The organism is Luedemannella flava, from assembly GCF_039528515.1.
Lineage (GTDB): Bacteria > Actinomycetota > Actinomycetes > Mycobacteriales > Micromonosporaceae > Luedemannella > Luedemannella flava.
Genome location: NZ_BAAALT010000282.1, coordinates 1 through 17,004, shown reverse-complemented (window position 1 = coordinate 17,004; position 17,004 = coordinate 1). Strand labels below are relative to the sequence as shown.

Here is a 17,004-nt window from a genome sequence, read left to right as displayed (position 1 = left end):
CCTCGGCCCGATCCGCCTGGCCGCACGCCACCGCCGGGCCGCACCGCGCGTGGCAGGGCCGGCCGCGACCCCGGTGGCCGCCGATGACGCGGCCGCTCGACGCCCCCGACCGGCGTGGCCCGCTCGGCACCTGGACGACGACGGGCACCCGGACCGTGGCGCTCACCTTCGACGACGGCCCGGACCCCCGGTGGACGCCGGCCGTCCTGGCGCTGCTGCGCCGCCACCGGGTGCACGCCACGTTCTGCCTCATCGGCCGGAACGCGGCGCGGCATCCCAAGCTCGTCCGGGCGATCGTGGCCGGCGGTCACACCCTGTGCAACCACACGTGGCGGCACGACATCGACCTCGGCCGGCGGTCCCCGGCGGCGATCCGCGCGGACCTGACGGCCACCACGCGGGCCATCCAGCGGGCCGCGCCGGGGGCCAGGGTGCGCTACTTCCGCCAGCCGGGCGGGCGGTGGCGGCCGAGGCTCGTCGCGGCGTCCCGGCGACTCGGGCTGACCCCGCTGCACTGGGCCGTGGACGCGCAGGACTGGCGCCGGCCCGGCCCGCGCCCGATCATCACCGAGATCACCGGGCACACCCGGCCCGGCGCGATCGTCCTCGTCCACGACGGCGGGGGCGAGCGGACCGACACGGTCGCGGCGCTGCGGGTCCTGCTCCCCCGGCTGGCCCAAAGGTTCTCCCTGGCCGCGCTCCCCGCGCATGAGCCCTGACTTGTCGTCCACCTTCCGCTGAGGCAATATAGTGAGGCCACCTCACAATGAGGTTGGCTCATTATGAGGCGGATGATACATGACGGACGAGGCACACGCGCGGCGCGCGGGCGCGCTCGACCGGATCCTGGAGCTCAGCGTCCTGGTCAACGCGGACATGACCCAGAGCCTCGCCCGCGACCAGCTCACCGTGTCGCGCGCGCACGTGCTCTGGGAGCTGCGCCACCGCGGCCCGTCGACGCAGCGGGTGCTCGCCGACGCCATGGGGGTCAGCGCCCGCACGATCACCGGCCTCGTCGACGGCCTCGTCGCCACCGGCTTCGTGACCCGCGAGCCGCATCCCACCGACCGGCGGGCGACCCTCGTCACCGTCACCGAGCACGGCGCAAAGATCACGGCCGCCATGGAGAGCGGCCAGGTGGAGTTCGCCAGCCTGCTCTTCGACGAGTTCGACGCCGCCGACCTCGACCGGTTCGTCGCCGGCATGGACCACGTGCTCGCCAAGCTGCGCGCGCACATCGACCCGACCGCGAGGGAGATCCAATGACCGACGTGACCGCCCCCGCCGCCCGCGAGGTCTCGTTGTTGCGCCGGATCATCTCGTGGGAGATCGGGATGTGGCGCAGCCTGTTCCGGTGGATCCTGCGCCGGCCCCCGGTCGTGGAGCCGGGCGGCCAGGCTTTTCCTTACGTGGGCGCGGTCAACGGGATCCTGTGGGCGTTCATCGGGGTGTCCACGATCGAGATTCCCATCCTGCACCTGATGCTGCCCTGGGAGACGGTCCGGTTGATCGCGCTGGCCCTGGGCATCCAGGGCGTGCTGTGGATGCTCGGCCTGATGGGCTCGCTGAAGCTGCACCCGCACACGGTCGGGCCCTCGGGGCTGCGCATCCGCAACAGCGTGACGCTGGACTTCACACTGCGCTGGGACGAGATCGCCGCGATCCGCGCGCACGACCGGACGCTGCCGCCCGGCGACCGCGCGGCGGTCATCGAGCCGGTCGACGGCGGCGTCATCGCCCACCTCGCCCAGGCCGGCTCCACCCGCGTCGACGTCGTGCTGCGCGAGCCGCGCCCGCTGCCCTACCGCAAGACGAAGGGCCGGCCGGTCGTCGAGTTCCGCTTCTCCGCCGACGACCCGGCCGCGCTGGTCGCCGCCGCCCGGAAGTACCTGGTCAGCTGAACGGGGTGTGCGGGCGGACCCACGGCTCGCCGTCCACGATCAGGTCGACCTTCTCGTTGTAGAAGCAGGCCAGGCCGGCGATCTTCTGGCTCTCCGGCAGCGGCGCGCGGTAGATCCACACGAGGTCCTCGTGGCGGGTCCCGTTCACCTCCACCGACCAGTACTCGGCGGTGCCCTTGTAGGGACAGCGGGTGAGCGTGTCCGACGGGCGCAGCAGGTCGCGGCGCACGTCCGACAGGGGCAGGTAGAAGCGGACCGGCAGGCCCGTCTCGAACAGCAGGCGCGGCGCGCGGGACTCGGCCAGGCACACCCCGTCCAGCTCCACCCGCACGTGCCGGCCGCTGGCCAGGATGTCCACCCGCCTGTACGGGTCACGCGGGTGGACGTAGACCGGCTCGTCCTCCTCCAGCCACTCGTCCATGGCCGCGAATGTGAAGCGCACGCCGTCGCGCAGCGCCTCGATGGGCGAGTCGGGGTAGCGCACCGCGACCCCGCCGACGGTTTCCGCGGCCGTCACCACGTCGAGGATCCTGCCCGTGCCCCGGCTCGGCGACCGGTCGGTGGCCTCGGTCTCCCTCAGCTTGGCGAGCACGTCGTCCACCGGGATGTAGTACGTCGGGAAGTACGGCACCTCCCAGACGAGCAGCGGGTGACGGGTGTCGGCGATGAGCTCACCGCGCAGGTACACCCGCACCCGCTTCTGCCCCGGCTCGACCCGCACCCGCCCCCGCTGATCGTTCACCCTTCGCAGGCTACCCCGCGGTGCCGTTTTGCCGGCTTCCGTCCTCGTCAAAGAACGGCTCCGGCATCAGCCGGCGTAGTGCCCCCATCGCGAGGCGAGATCGTCCCAGCGGCCCTGATCGGTGACGCCGCCGCCGACGAGAACGACCACGTGGTCGGCCTGGGCGAGGGCGGCGCGCTTCGAGGTCGAGCCGACCACCGTGACGCCGTGCCCGCGCAGGGCGCGCCACAGGTCCAGCTCGGTCGTCACGTCCAGGGCCGAGGAGACGTCGTCGGCGATGAGCAGCTCCGTGCGGGGCGCGAGCGCCCGGGCCAGCGCCAGCCGCTGCAGCTGACCGCCCGACAGCCGGGTGCCCTTGTGCCCGATGACCAGGCCCAGGCCGCCGCCGGCCGCCGCGAGGTCGTGCTCCAGCTGGGCGGTGGACACCGCGTCCTCCGCGTCGACCTCCCGGCCCAGCCGGATGTTGTCGGCGATCGTGCCGGACAGCACCCGGGGCAGCTGGGCGACGTAGCCGACCTGGTTGGGCCGCAGGAACACCTCCGGCTCGTTGACCGGGTCGCCGTTCCAGCGCAGCTGGCCCGTGTGGTGCACGATGCCGGCCAGGGCGCGCAGCAGCGACGACTTGCCCGACCCGACCGGGCCGACGACGAGCACGAGCTGCCCGGAGTCCACGGCCAGGTTCACGTCGCGGACGCCGACCGTGCCGTCCTCGTGCACGGCGGAGAAGCTCGACAGCTCCAGCCGCCGCAGCGGGTGGCGCGGCGCGGTCGCGGCGGCGGGCGCCGTGCCGGCCGAGATGTCCACGCCCGGCACGGGCGCCGAGTACGCCCCGGTGCCGGCCATGGCGACCGTCCGCCGGGTCCACACCCGTGCCGACGGCAGCTGCGACACCAGCGACGCGGTCGTCCAGGCGAACCAGCGGGCCGCGCTCAGCGACGACACTGCCACCAGCGTTGCGCCGGCCGACAGCGTGCCGTTCAGGTACAGCGCCCAGACGCCCACCGGCAGCAGGCCGCTGACCAGGGCGGGGGTCGACCGGGCCCAGACCTGGATCGAGATCTCCCGGCGCTGCCGCTCGCTGCGGACCGTGTCGAGGCGGGCCAGGTGGGCGAGCACCGGGCGGGTCGCGCCGGCCAGCTTGACCGTGCGCGCGGACGACAGCGACGACACCAGCGCGGTGGCGAACGCCGCCCGCGCCGACACCGTCCGCCGCGCCGACCGCTCCAGCACCCGCCCCAGCAGCAGCGCGGCGAGGCCCGACACGACCATCGTGCCGAGGAAGAACAGCGCCGGCAGCACGGAGCCGGACACCACGATGATCGAGATCAGGTAGATCAGGCAGATGGACTGGTCGATGAGGTTGTCGGCGAGAATGACGACCCGCTCGGTATCGCCGCTCTGCGCGATGACCTCCGCAGGGGTGTGCGCGCTGATCCGGCGGGCGCCGGTCTGCCCGTGCACCAGCCGCACGCCGATGCGCAGCATCTGCCGCACCCACCACTCCGGGAACCACGTCCCCGTGTAGTAGACGGCCGGCACGGTCAGCAGCAGGCCGACCGTGATCGCCACGGCGGGCCACATCGGCGAGCCGAGGCCGTCGACCAGGTCGGCCCACAGCCAGGGCAGCACCGCGCCGTCGAGGCCCAGCAGCACCATGACGATGAACAGGGCGACCGCGCCGAGGCCGAACCGGGCGTCGTTGGTGGCCAGCCGGAAGATCTCCCGCATGGTCCGGGCCGGGGGCGGCTCGGGCAGGACCGGCGGGTCGGTCTTGCCGGCGACGGTCAGGTCCGCCCGGTCGGCGTCGTCCTCGTCGGCGGGGCGCGGCCAGAGGTCGTCGTCGCTCTCGGCCAGGCCGAGGTCGCCGCCGCCGCCGACCGGCGCCGGGACGGCCGCGTTGCTCGCCTGCAGCAGCTGGGCGAAGCGGCGCGACTCGCGCAGCGGGCCGGCCTCCAGGACGGCGCCGTCGGCGAGCACCACGACCTCGTCGCAGCGGCTCACCGACGACAGGCGGTGGGCGATGACCAGGCCGATCCGGTCGCGCAGCAGCCGCTCGGTGGCGGCCTGCACGCGGGCCTCGGTGACCGGGTCCATCCGCGCCGTGGCCTCGTCGAGGATGACGACGTGCGGGTCGCGGACGAGGATCCGGGCGAACGCGACGAGCTGCTCCTGGCCGGCCGAGAGGACGTACCCGCCGTCGCCGAGCTTCGTGTCGAGGCCGTCGGGCAGGTCGGCCGCCCACGCGGCCAGGCCCAGTTCGTCGAGCGCCTTGGCGGCCGCGTCGAGGAGGTCCGGGTCGAACAGGGCGATGTTCTCCGCGAGCGTGCCGGCGAGGATCTCGGTGCGCTGCGGCACGACGGCGATCCACCGGCGCAACTGTTCGACGTCGAGCTCGGTGATGTCCACGCCGCCGAGCAGGACCGTGCCGGTCGGCACCTCGACGGCTCTCGTGAGCACCTTCGCGAGGGTCGACTTGCCGGACCCGGTGCGCCCGATCAGGGCGTACGACTTGCCGCGTTGGAAGGCCAGGTTCACGTCGCGCAGGACCGGCTCGCGCTCGGCGTCGGCGTAGCGGAAGGTCAGGTTCCGTACGGTCAGGTCGCCGTCGACCGGGGCGAGCCCGCCGGCCGGCTCCTGCTCGACGTCGGCCAGCAACTGCACCCGCGCCCACGCGCCGAGTGCGTTCTGCAGCTCGGGCATCATGCGACTGAGCTGCTCGACGGTGCCGCCGAACGCGATGGCGAGCAGCCAGATGGCGGTGAGCCGGGCGCCGTCGATCGCGCCGGCGGCCAGCGCCCAGGCCCCGCCGAGCACGACGCCGGCGATGCCGGCCCGGACCACGCCGGACGCGATCATCGAGGCGCGCGAGGACAGCGACCACACCCGCCGACCCAGGCTCAGCACCCGGCTGGCCTGCCGGGCGTACAGGCGCAGCACGTACGGGCGGGCGAGGCTGGTGCGCACGTCGTCCTGGCCGTGGATGGCCTCCTCCATCACCGCGGCGGCGTCGGACCAGGCCTCCTCCTCGGCGACGCGGGCGGGGCCGATGCGCTGGATCGGGCCGGCGAGCTTCCACACGAGCAGCACCGACAGCGCGACCATGGCGACACCGGCGGGCCACCACAGGACCAGCGCCGTGATGATCGAGAAGATGCCGACGGCGACGCACTGGGCGATCCGGACGCCGCGCCCACGCAGTTCGGAACCGACCTGGTAGACGTCGCCGTCGATGCGGTCGAGCAGCTCGCCGACCGGGGTGTGCTCCAGGGTCTGCAGGTCCTGGCCGAAGGCCACCCGGCACAGCCGGCGGCGCACGTCGGCGGTCCAGTCGGCGGTGAGCCGGGCGGCCAGGAGGCCGACCGCCACGTCGGTGAGGACGGCCGCGGCCAGGGCGACGGCCAGCAGCACGAACAGGCCGCCCGAGCGGTGCACCAGCACGGGGCCGGCCAGCGCCGCGGCGGCGGCCTGCCCGCCGCCGCCCAGCACGATCAGCAGGGCCACGGTCGCCGTCAGGCGCGGCGAGGTGACCCATAAGTCGCGGAACAGGCGCATGAGGGGGCCTCCGGAGGACAGGGGATGCCCCCAGCGTCGCCCCTTACCTGGAATCACTCAAGCGAATTTGGCGCAGGTCACGATGCGGGAGGTCCAGGTCAGCGCTCCGGAGGGCCCGGCCGGCGGGAGGGCCGGCCGGGCCCGGTCGGCGCTAGATCACCTGACAGGCGACGCCGTTGAGCGTCGCGGTGGCCGGCTGGCTGCTGGGGCCGTCGCCGCTCGCGTTGAAGCCGAACCAGGCCGACCCGTTGGTGGCGACGTTGCCGTTCCAGGACGCGTTCCGTACCACCACGTCGCTGGTGCCGGTGGGCTCGTAGATCCCGCTCCACAGCTGGGTGATCCGCTGCCCGTTCGGGAACGTGAACCGCACCGTCCAGCTCGTGATCGGCGCGCCCTTGTTGGTGAGCGTGACCTGGCCGCTGAACCCGCCGGGCCACCAGGTGGGCACCTGGTAGTCGATCACGCAGGTGGCCGGGGCCGCCGACGACGGCACCACGGCGCTGGAGACCGCGGGGGTGGTCAACGGCGGGTTCGTCGTGACCGAGCAGCTGAAGAAGTACACGCCGGGCGGCGGCTTCAGCGAGAAGCCGGTCGGTGTGGCGTTCGTGTAGCCGTTCCAGGTGCCGGTCACGATGAAGCTGTGCGACTGGCCGCCGGCGACGGTCTCGGTGCCGCTCACGGTCACCCGCGAGCCGGTCTGGCTGTAGGACGTTGCGCCGCCCAGGATCCCGGTGATCATCTGGCCGTTCGCGAAGCTCCAGGACAGCGTCCAGGGCGGGGCGATCGTGCCGGACGTGGGGTTGCGGAACGACACCAGCGCCTGGAACGTCGTCGACGTCTGGCTCTGCACGTACCAGTTGACGTAGCAGAGGGAGTCGGCGATCAGCGACGGGCTGGTGCGGGTGGCGGTCGGCCGGGTCGGGGTGGGGACGTCGTTGGTGGTCGCCGGCGCCGTGGCGGCCGCGATGACGCCGGGAACCCCGGTGACGGCGGACGCGGGTGCGCCGGCCGCGAAGGCGGCGGTGAGCAGCCCGGCGACAAGGGACGCCGAGGCCGCGATGGTCAGGTTGCGGGTACGCCTCATGAGCGCGTCCTTCCAGCTTCAAGGGGACGTTCAAGAGCCAGAGAACAGGCACATTGCAATTCATGAATGTACCACCGCGAGGTGAACGGCGCAGGTGGACGATCTGTCAACCAGAACACCGCCGCGCCACACAGCGTGCGGCTTGCCTGGGCGCCCCGGGGGTGCGAGCGTGCCAGAAGGGCCCCTGACCGGAGGATGACCGAAATATGACCAGCGACGACCTGCTCGCCCGCCACCGGGCCGTGATGCCCTCGTGGATGCCGATCTACTACGAGGAGCCCCTGGAGCTCGTCTCCGGGAAGGGACGGCGGGTCACCGGCGCCGACGGGCGGGAGTACCTGGACTTCTTCGGCGGCGTGCTGACCAACATGATCGGCTACGACATCCCGGAGATCACCGACCCGGTGCGCCGGCAACTCGACACGGGCATCGTGCACACGTCGACGCTGTACCTCATCCGTCAGCAGGTCGAGCTCGCCGAGAAGATCGCCCGCCTGTCCGGCATCCCGGACGCCAAGGTCTTCTTCACCAACTCCGGCACCGAGGCCAACGAGACGGCGCTGCTGCTCGCCACGGCGTACCGGCGCTCCAACCAGATCCTCGCGGTGCGCAACAGCTACCACGGCCGCACCTACGCCACCATGGGCATCACCGGCCACCGGAGCTGGTCGGCGTCATCGCTGAACCCGCTCAACGTCACGTTCCTGCACTCCGGCGACCGGCTGCGCGGGCTGCTCGCCCACCTCGACGACGACGCGCACATCGACGCGGCGGTCGCCGACCTGCGCGAGGTGCTCGCGACGTCCACCGCCGGCGACGTGGCGGCGCTCATCGCGGAGCCGATCCAGGGCGTCGGCGGCTTCGTCAGCGCGCCCGACGGCCTGTTCGGGGCGTACCGCAAGGTGTTGGACGAGACCGGGATCCTGTTCATCTCCGACGAGGTGCAGACCGGCTGGGGCCGCACGGGCGAGCACTTCTGGGGGTACCAGGCACACGGCGTCACGCCCGACCTGCTCACCTTCGCCAAGGGCATCGGCAACGGCTTCGCCCTCGCCGGCGTCGTCGGCCGGGCCGACGTGCTCGACGCGATCGACGTGGTGTCGTTCTCCACCTTCGGCGGAAACCCGGTCTCGGCGGCGGCCGGGAACGCCGTCGTGGACTACGTACTCAATAATGATCTTCAAGCCAACGCGGCCCGCACGGGCGCGATCCTGCACGAGGGCCTGGCGGCGCGGACCAAGGACCTCGGGATCGTCGGCGAGGTGCGCGGCAAGGGCCTCATGATCGGCATTGAGTTGATAGAGCCCGGCACGACCAGGCCCAACTCCTACGCCACCGTGCGGGTCTTCGAGGAGTGCCGGCGCCTCGGGCTGCTGGTCGGCAAGGGCGGCCTCTACGGCAACACGCTGCGGATGGGCCCGCCGCTCACGCTGACCGACGACGAGGCCCGCGAGGGCCTGGACATCCTGGTCGAGGCGTTGACGATCGTCGACGGCGAGGTGCAGGCGTGATCACTCACTTCGTGAACGGGCAGTCGTGGACCGCGGGGGCCGCCCGCGTCGGTGAGGTCTTCGACCCCGCCACCGGGGTCGTGCAGACCCACGTCGACCTCGCGTCCGCCGCCGACGTCGACACCGTCGTGGCCGCCGCCGCCAAGGCCGCCCCGGCGTGGCGGCAGACGTCGCTGGCCAAGCGCACCCAGGTGCTCTTCGCCATGCGCGAGATCGTCAACGCCCGCCGCGACGAGCTGGCCGCGCTCATCACCGCCGAGCACGGCAAGGTCCTGTCCGACGCCGCCGGCGAGGTGCAGCGCGGTCTGGAGATCATCGAGTACGCCTGCGGCATCCCCACGCTGCTGCGCGGCGGCTTCTCCGAGGGGGTGTCCACGGGCGTGGACACCTGGTCCATCCGCCAGCCGCTCGGCGTCGTCGCGGTCATCTCGCCGTTCAACTTCCCGGCCATGGTGCCGCTGTGGTTCGTGCCGATCGCGATCGCGTGCGGCAACACGGTCGTGCTCAAGCCGTCCGAGAAGGACCCGTCGGCGTCCGTTCGCCTGGCGGAGTGGTTCACCGAGGCCGGTCTGCCCGACGGCGTGTTCAACGTGGTGCACGGCGACAAGGAGGCCGTCGACGCGCTGCTCGACCACCCCGACGTGCGCGCGGTCTCGTTCGTCGGCTCGACCCCCATCGCGCGCTACGTCTACGAGCGCGGCACCGCCGCCGGCAAGCGGGTCCAGGCCCTGGGCGGCGCGAAGAACCACATGGTGGTGCTGCCCGACGCCGACCTCGACCTCGCCGCTGACGCGGCGGTCTCGGCCGGCTTCGGCTCCGCCGGGGAACGCTGCATGGCCATCTCGGTCGTCGTCGCCGTGGGTACGGTCGGCGACGACCTGGTCGGGCGGATCGCGTCGCGCATCGGCGACATCCGCACGGGCGACGGGCGCCGGCCCGGCTGCGAGATGGGTCCCCTGGTCACGGGCGCGCACCGCGACAAGGTCGTCTCCTACGTGTCGGCCGGCCAGTCTGCGGGCGCCACGGTCGTGGTCGACGGCCGGTCCGTTGTCCCGGACGGCCCGGCGGAGGGGTTCTGGCTCGGGCCCACCCTGCTGGACCACGTGCGGCCGGGCATGTCCGTCTACACGGACGAGATCTTCGGGCCGGTGCTGTCCGTGGTCCGGGTCGACTCCTACGAGGAGGCGCTGGAGCTGGTCAACGGCAACCCGTACGGCAACGGCACGGCCATCTTCACCAACGACGGCGGCGCCGCCCGGCGCTTCCAGTACGAGGTGGAGGTCGGCATGGTCGGCGTCAACGTGCCGATCCCGGTCCCCATGGCGTACTACTCGTTCGGCGGCTGGAAGGCGTCCCTGTTCGGCGACTCCCACGCCCACGGGGCTGAGGGGGTCCACTTCTTCACCCGGGGCAAGGTGGTCACGTCCCGCTGGCTCGACCCGTCCCACGGCGGCGTCACCCTCGGCTTCCCCACCCACACATAACGGAACTATTCATCAGGTGTTCTCGTCCGAATGACCCGGCGACGGCGCCCGTATCGCGGGACCGCCGACGTATGGCCAGGTACGTGCGGAACCCAGCGCACGATGACCACACCCAATTGACCAAACGTTGGCTACTCCCACCCTCCACGACGGGCCGGCGACACCGCAGACAGTGATCTCCACCCGGCGCGAACCACCGAACAGTCACTCATAACGAATAGCGATCCCACTACCGACATACCGGAATCGGTCATGCGGGTATGTCTGGACCCGACCCGTACACTGACAGCGAAATGCCGTAGCGGCAGCTACGGCATTTCAATATCAACGGGCATTTCCGTGGGCCGAGTAGTGGAGTCGCGGCGTGACAAAGATGAATGTGTCCGATTTGTATGACCTGGCCACCGACGCGCTCGTGGGACAGGGAATGCGGAACGCCGACGCGTCCGAGATCAGCAAAGAATTCGTTATCGCCGAGTACGTCGGCACCACGACGCACGGCGTCGGAAAGCTGCCCTCCCTGAACATCGGCGACCTCACGGCCGACCCCAGCATCAAGCTCAAAGGCTGCGTTCTCAACGTCAACGGGAACGGCGGTTCGGGGTTTCTCATCCTCCGCGCGGTGGCGGAGCGACTAAGCAGCACCGCCAGGGAGTTCGGCATCTGTGCCGCGTCGATCAGAAACTTCAGCCGGTACAGTTCGCTCTTTCCGTACACCGAGATCGTCGCCCGGAACGGCCTCATCGGCGTCCTGATGAACAGCGCCGGCCCCGCCGCGGTGGCGCCCTTCGGCTCGAAGGACCCCATCACCGGCACCAACCCGATCTGCTTCTCGTTCCCGACCAGCCAGGGCGGCGTGCAGACGTTGGACTTCTCGACCGCCGAGGTGGTGTGGGGCGAGATCCGACAGGCGACCCTGGAGAACCGGCACGTGGCGGCCAACGCGTTCATCGACATCGACGGCAAGGACGCGACAACGCCCTCGGCGGTCACGGCCGTCAAGGCGTTCGGCGGCCCGAAAGGGTCCGCGCTGAACCTCGCCATCGAGGTACTGGCGGGCCTGTTACCCGCCGGGCGTGGTGGACTCAGCGTCGAGGACGAGTTCGACTGCGGCGCCACATTCCTCGCCCTCGACCCGGAGTCGTTCGACGCCGGCCCCTTCTTCCCGGACCGCGTATCCGATCTGCTCGGCGAGGTCCGGAATTCCCGGCCGTTGCGTACCGGCGGCGAGGTACGCGCGCCGGGCGACCATCAGCGCACTCGCATAAAGATCGACGAAATTCCCCGGGAGGAGAAGGTCGACGTCCCGGACACCGTCGTCGCACTGCTCGGCCGCATGGCGAAGGGCGAGAAGTTCGCCGAACTCTCGGAGAACCCTCTATACAACTAGCGAAAGCGGGCAATGAGCGCGCCGCAGTGGGGCACCGTCAGCGATTGGGTCTCTGGCGCGACATCGCTGACCGACCCTACGACCTCACCTATCGGGCGGTACGGGGCGGCTCGTTCTTCTCCGACGACCAGGCGGCCGCGACGGATCCCGCCTACCGGCTCTGCGATCCGCCGTTCAGCTCGTACGTGGATCTGGGCTTCCGGATCTGCGTCTATCCCCCGTGAGCCATGATGTGGGCATGGCTGGTTGTCCGTGCGGGTCCGGGGCGGGGTACGACGAGTGCTGCGGGCGGTGGCACCGGGCGCCCGGGAGCGCGCCGACGCCCGAGGCGCTCATGCGGTCGCGGTACACGGCGTTCGCCCTCGGCAACGCGGGCTACCTGCTGCGCACCTGGCACCCGGACACCCGGCCGCCCACGCTGGACCTGACCGACGGCCTGCGCTACACGAAGCTGGAGGTCCTGGCCAGCGACGGCGGCACGATGTTCCACACGGAGGGCACGGTGACGTTCCGCGCCCACTACCTCGACCGCGCCAAGCCGGGCGTCATGGAGGAGCACAGCCGCTTCGTCCGCGACGCCAACACCTGGCTCTACGTAGGCCCGATCCTCCACCCCTGACCCATACCGGATCTTGGATCGAAGTGTCGCTATTTCGGCCCAGCCATCCAAGATCTAGCGGTCCAGTCGAGCGGGTAGCGGCCGCCTCGGTAGCCTACCTGATCTTGCCCTGGAACGACTGACCCGAGGTACGGGTGAGGGTCGAAGCCGCACCCCGCCGACAAGGACGTGACATGGCGGAACAGCCGCAAACACTGCGCCCGGGTCCGGGTTCGATCCGGCGGCTGACCAGGCTGAGCTGTATGCCCACACGTTGTGGAAGCTACTGTTGGCCAGGCCGCAGGTACTCGACGGGCGTCCAGACCTCAGGCACGAGGCCGCGACAAGGTGGGCGAGGCCCTCGACCGTCCGGGCCTCACCGCCCGGGCCAGGCAGGAGCTGTCGAACGTCGCCTACGCGATCGAGATGGGCGACAGGTGAAGGAGGCCACCGTGGCTGACGGCGAGGACACGCCAGGACACGACACCGACCGTGCGGCAGCCGCCGCCGTAGCTGGCTTCGCCTTCGAGATGGGCATCCTCAAGCGGATGCGCCGGGCCGGCTGGTGGCATGCCGGCATCCGCGATCCCGAGTCGGTCGCCGAGCACAGCTTGCGCGTCAGCCAACTCGCGGCGCTCACCGGCGACCTGCCCCACACGGCGCGGCCCTATGTCACCGCTCCCGACCCGCTGACGATCACCGCCGATCAGACCGCCCGTCTACCGGATGCCGCCGCGAGGACGGTCCGCGAGGCAGTGGCGGAGTACGAGGCCCGGACCACGGTCGAGGCGCAGTGTGCCTACGACGCCGACAAGCTGGAGTGCCTCCTTCAAGCCGTCGAGTACAAGGCCGCGGGCAACGCCCACGTGCAAGGCTGGATCGACTCGTCCCGGCGCGCGTTGAAGACGCGGACAGCCGGACGGATCGCGGACGCGGCGTTGACCATCTCGCCGTTGGCGTGGCGCGACCGGTAGCACGCGGGTCAGGCGTCGAGGACGAGTTTGTTGGCTTCGATGGCCGAGGCCAGGATGTCGGGGATGCCGCCGGAGGCCAGGTTGACGTGGATCTCGACCTCGTCGGTGGCGCGCGAGATGGCCAGGTAGAGCATCGACAGCATCTGGCGCAGGCGGTTGGTGCTCCACGGGCCGCGCCGCACGGGGCGCAGGCCCGCCACGATCACGACGTCGAACTGCAGGCCCGCGACGTACTCGACGGGCGAGAGCACGATCGTCTTCTGGGCGTACCGCAGGCCGACGACGTCGTCGCGCGCCCGCAGGATCTGCGGCCGGACACTGTCGGCGTGGTCGAAGACGATCTCCTCGTACACCGTGAGGGCGTCCGGGTCGACCAGCACCACGGCGACGCGGCGGCTCTTGCCGCCCTTGTTCTCGGCCGCCTGCCTGCAGCGCCGCAGCACGGCCAGCGCCTCGTCGTAGCGGGTGCTGTGCCGGTAGACGGTGGGCACCGCCCGGGAGGGTCGGGAGCTGTCGACCGCGTCGAGGTCGAGCTCCCAGTCCTCGTCGAGGGACACCGCCGGGTAGCTGTGGTTGATGTGGCGCAACAGCGCGAGTACGTCCGGGGAGAACCGGTGCACCCGGGTGAGCGAGACCAGTTGGGAGGTGCCGAGCGACTTCGCGTCGCCGTTCGTGTCACCCCGCACGAGGCCGTTCGCGGGCACGCCGACGTAGGTCATCTGCGGCGACTGGCGCGGGTCGAGCGCGACGTACATGATCGGGTACTGGTCGACGTGCCGGTAGAAGTACTGGAGCACGAGCCGTTCCTGCCCGTTGAACAGGTGCAGCTCGTCCACGAAGATCCGGTCGTACCCCTGGGTCTTGCGCTCGTAGTTCCACCGCCAGGTGTCCACGGCGAGGAAGAAGTCGCTCATGATCTGGTCGTTGCTGATCAGGCCGTCGCGTTCGAGCCCCTGGATGTAGCGGGCGTACAGGTGCAGCACGAACCGCTTCTCGCGGTCGCTGTCCAGCGACATCATCCACGGCGACCGGGGCAGGTCCAGGTACTCGCGGTCCGCGTTGATGCCGGGCTTGATCTTCTCGGCGTTCAGCACGCAGGCGAACTCGTTGAGCAGCTCCCACTCGAACAGCCGCCGGTCGTCGGAGCCGGGCTCGCTCTCCACGGCCCGGACGAACTCCTCCCGGCAGCCGGCCCGAAACGCCGGCCATGCCTCCTCGATGACCTCGCTGAGCAGGTCGTCGACCCGCCGGAGCTGCTCCAGCATGCCCGTGCGGCTGTCCTCGCCGAGCAGACTCAGACCGGGCGGCGGGGGCGGCAGGTACTCCTGGGCCATGCCGAAGAGCGGCCAGACAGTGATCGAACCCGCGCAGTCGAACTCGTCGACGTCGCGCAGCGCCTCGTCGATCTGCTGGGCCATCGCCCAGCTGTGGGTGAGGAACAGCACCGAGATGTCCTCGCCGCGCCGCCGCGCCTCCTTGACCTCGTGGATGGCCTTGAGGACCAGGCACAGCGTCTTGCCCGTGCCGGCCGGGCCGCGCAGCTTGATCGGCCCGTCCGGTTCGAGCAGCAGGAACCGCCGCTGCTCCGGGGTGAGCAGCGGCAGCCACGCCGAGTACCCGCGGCCGCGGGCCACCTCGGCGAACGTCTCGTCGAGCGCCACCACCGACGTGCTGGGCTCGGCCGCCTCAGGCTCCTCGTCGGCGCGCCGGGACGCCTCGGCGAACGCGGCCTCCCACTGGTCCACCACGTCGAAGTACGCCGCGTAGTCGGGGCGGAACCGCTCCAGCGGCATCACGTGCTCGCGGGTGAGCTGCCAGTACACGAGGTCGTGGGTGCCCTGCGGCCGGTTCTCCGCCGTCCACCGCACGCCACCGCCGCGCTTGGTGGCGTAGAAGGCGAACAGATTCTTGTACTGGTAGCTGCTCCACCTGCGGTCCAGCTTCAGCGGCGGGCGGGTCGCCGCGACGGCCGCCAGGTGCATCCGCTTGAGCACCGCCTTGTTCATCCACAACGCGTTGTCGATGCCGTCGCTCGTCTGGTCGAACACGATGATGCGCGGCGAGTCCAGCGTGTCCGCCGCGTGCACGAAGTACGCGTAGTCGTCGACGTCCACGCGGGTGACGCGCCACGCTCGGCACCGTTCGCCGTCCATCTCGGTGAACCACTCGGCGCCGCCCTGCAGCAGGCAGGCGTGCAGCGAGGTCAGGGTGAAGACGTAGTCCATCCGCGTTCACTCCGTTCCGGTGTCGTCGAGCAGGTCGCGCACCAGCCGCGCCCGGCGCTCCTCGTAGGCGGTGGGCAGCCCGATGGCCGCGAAGACGTCCGCGAGCTGCTGGGTCAGCCGGTACACGTACGGCGGCAGCAGGTGGGCGACCCGGCGCGCCACGATGGCGTGGCTCAGCGTCTGGTGGTAGCTGATCGCGATCTGGGCACTGCGCGCCTCGCGGACGAGCCGCAGATAGGCGATGTACCCCGCGGTGTACGCGGGTCCGAACGAACTGATGAAGAACGCGTCGCCGGGCAGCTTCCCGGTGAGCCGACCGTTGATCTCGTCACGTAGCTGCTGGGCCGGGGACTTCTTCGCGCCGCGGGAGTAGAGGTGGGTCAGCGCCTCGAACTGCGCGACGTAGCCCTCCGCGTCGAGCGCGCGCAGGCCGTTCCGCAACTCCTGCGCCGCCGTCTCGACCGCCGCGCGCTCCTTGGGCGCCTCCAGCCGCAGGTACTCGATGATCTCGGCGGTCTCGCCGGAACGCACCCACTCCTCCACCGCGGATGCCATGAGCGGCCGGCGGTTGGTCCCCCGGCGCGGGTCGAGCTGGTTGACCAGCGCGGTGAGCCCTTGCAGCCGCTTGTCCCGGAACTGTTCGGCGATCTTCGGGAGGACGAAGTCGGCGGTGTAGTCCGCGATCGAGTACACCGGGACGTACGACACGATGCCGTGGTGCTTGTTGCGCGCCAGGTCGCAGTCGGCCGTGACGACGATGCCCAGCGCCGGCACATCGTGGCTGGCCACATACTCGGGCAGGAACGCGAACACGTCGCCCTGCCGCAGCGGCACCGTCCCGTCGTCCGCGACGACGCACTCCTCGTCCGCCGGCCCCACCCATCGCATGTGGACAGAGTCTGGCGCCCGGCCCCCGACCGGAGCATCGGCAGCAGGGACCGCATCGCCGGCCCGATCATCCCCCGCCCTCCGTCGTGCCCGGCCGACGTTCGGACCGTTAGGCGGGCTGTTCCGCGCGAAATTACGCGCGCGACTGTCCGAACGTCGGCCGCGACGAGCGGGGAGGATCCCCTTACCGGTGGGCGGCGGCTCGGTGGGCGTGGGTGAGGTCGCGGCGGGCGCGGAGCCAGGTCCGGGCGGAACCCACGGCCGGCAGGGTGTAGGCCGCGACCGCCAGGGCGGCCGCCATGGCGTACGCGGCGGTGTGGGTCGGGTGGGTGGCGACGTTGCCCAGGGCGCCGAGGACGGCGAAGACGCCGAGGAAGCCGGCCACGCGGCGCACCTCCGCCGGGTCGCCGTCCCGGGTGAGGCGCGTCGCGCCGATCAGCAGCCGGATCGCCGCGAACGCGAGCACCGCCGCGAGCACCAGCATCAAGATCGTGATCATGAAGTGCCGGTCGAACGCGGCGATCGCAAGAAGCGCGCCGGCGGCGTCGGCGGCGAGCGCCAGGGTGACGGTGGCGCCCGCCGCGAGGCGCACCGGCGTGGGCGGCGGACCGGTCCGGGCGGCGATCTGGGCCCGGGCGGCGGCCGGCACCGCGGG

General features: G+C 71.3%; 15 protein-coding genes. 9 read left to right on the top strand and 6 right to left on the bottom strand.

Annotated elements, in window-relative coordinates; genetic code table 11:
* From ABD211_RS31595 to ABD211_RS31585, 3 genes are all read left to right on the top strand, one after another.
* Positions 1-719, top strand: a 719-nt coding sequence (locus tag ABD211_RS31595; protein WP_344139887.1) for a polysaccharide deacetylase family protein, incomplete at its 5' end; no start/stop codon positions are given.
* Between the two features lie 79 nt (positions 720-798).
* On the top strand, positions 799-1,266 hold the full coding sequence (locus tag ABD211_RS31590; protein ID WP_344139884.1) for a MarR family winged helix-turn-helix transcriptional regulator: 468 nt from the start codon (positions 799-801) through the stop codon (positions 1,264-1,266).
* Complete coding sequence (locus ABD211_RS31585) at positions 1,263-1,901, top strand: hypothetical protein (RefSeq protein ID WP_344139881.1); 639 nt, start codon at positions 1,263-1,265, stop codon at positions 1,899-1,901. The genes ABD211_RS31590 and ABD211_RS31585 overlap by 4 nt, the downstream gene beginning before the upstream one ends.
* Here the strand turns inward: ABD211_RS31585 and ABD211_RS31580 are convergent.
* The 3 genes from ABD211_RS31580 to ABD211_RS31570 all read right to left on the bottom strand — a co-directional run bounded on the left by ABD211_RS31580 (position 1,894) and on the right by ABD211_RS31570 (position 7,279).
* On the bottom strand, positions 1,894-2,643 hold the full coding sequence (locus tag ABD211_RS31580) for a DUF427 domain-containing protein (protein ID WP_344139878.1): 750 nt from the start codon (positions 2,641-2,643) through the stop codon (positions 1,894-1,896). The genes ABD211_RS31585 and ABD211_RS31580 overlap by 8 nt on opposite strands.
* A gap of 66 nt (positions 2,644-2,709) precedes the next feature.
* Entirely contained in the window at positions 2,710-6,195 is a 3,486-nt protein-coding gene (locus ABD211_RS31575; protein WP_344139875.1) for an ATP-binding cassette domain-containing protein, read from the bottom strand.
* 151 nt (positions 6,196-6,346) lie between these two features.
* Positions 6,347-7,279 carry a cellulose binding domain-containing protein gene (locus tag ABD211_RS31570; RefSeq protein ID WP_344139872.1) on the bottom strand — a complete coding sequence of 311 codons (933 nt, stop codon included), beginning with the start codon at positions 7,277-7,279 and terminating at the stop codon, positions 6,347-6,349.
* A 206-nt stretch (positions 7,280-7,485) separates the two neighbouring features.
* Here ABD211_RS31570 and ABD211_RS31565 point away from each other — a divergent pair, with 206 nt between their 5' ends.
* From ABD211_RS31565 to ABD211_RS31540, 6 genes are all read left to right on the top strand, one after another.
* On the top strand, positions 7,486-8,790 hold the full coding sequence (locus ABD211_RS31565) for an aspartate aminotransferase family protein (protein ID WP_344139869.1): 1,305 nt from the start codon (positions 7,486-7,488) through the stop codon (positions 8,788-8,790).
* Positions 8,787-10,274 carry a CoA-acylating methylmalonate-semialdehyde dehydrogenase gene (locus ABD211_RS31560; RefSeq protein ID WP_344139866.1) on the top strand — a complete coding sequence of 496 codons (1,488 nt, stop codon included), beginning with the start codon at positions 8,787-8,789 and terminating at the stop codon, positions 10,272-10,274. Before ABD211_RS31565 ends, ABD211_RS31560 begins: the two co-directional genes overlap by 4 nt.
* A 379-nt stretch (positions 10,275-10,653) precedes the next feature.
* Positions 10,654-11,664, top strand: coding sequence for an Ldh family oxidoreductase (locus ABD211_RS31555; protein ID WP_344139863.1), 1,011 nt, complete (start codon positions 10,654-10,656; stop codon positions 11,662-11,664).
* 44 nt (positions 11,665-11,708) lie between these two features.
* Positions 11,709-11,888, top strand: coding sequence for a hypothetical protein (locus ABD211_RS31550; protein WP_344139860.1), 180 nt, complete (start codon positions 11,709-11,711; stop codon positions 11,886-11,888).
* A gap of 14 nt (positions 11,889-11,902) precedes the next feature.
* Positions 11,903-12,283 carry a YchJ family protein gene (locus ABD211_RS31545; RefSeq protein WP_344139857.1) on the top strand — a complete coding sequence of 127 codons (381 nt, stop codon included), beginning with the start codon at positions 11,903-11,905 and terminating at the stop codon, positions 12,281-12,283.
* Between the two features lie 509 nt (positions 12,284-12,792).
* Positions 12,793-13,236 (top strand): HD domain-containing protein, encoded by a 444-nt coding sequence (locus ABD211_RS31540; protein WP_344139890.1) that lies wholly within the window; start codon positions 12,793-12,795, stop codon positions 13,234-13,236.
* Positions 13,237-13,244: 8 nt separating this feature from the next.
* On the opposite strand, the gene ABD211_RS31535 is transcribed toward ABD211_RS31540, so the two are convergent.
* From ABD211_RS31535 to ABD211_RS31525, 3 genes are all read right to left on the bottom strand, one after another.
* The gene (locus ABD211_RS31535) at positions 13,245-15,461 is read right to left on the bottom strand and encodes a UvrD-helicase domain-containing protein (RefSeq protein WP_344139855.1); all 2,217 of its coding nucleotides are present in this window, start codon (positions 15,459-15,461) and stop codon (positions 13,245-13,247) included.
* 6 nt (positions 15,462-15,467) lie between these two features.
* Positions 15,468-16,349 carry a hypothetical protein gene (locus ABD211_RS31530; protein WP_344139852.1) on the bottom strand — a complete coding sequence of 294 codons (882 nt, stop codon included), beginning with the start codon at positions 16,347-16,349 and terminating at the stop codon, positions 15,468-15,470.
* 184 nt (positions 16,350-16,533) lie between these two features.
* Positions 16,534-17,004, bottom strand: a 471-nt coding sequence (locus tag ABD211_RS31525) for a hypothetical protein (protein WP_344139849.1), incomplete at its 5' end; no start/stop codon positions are given.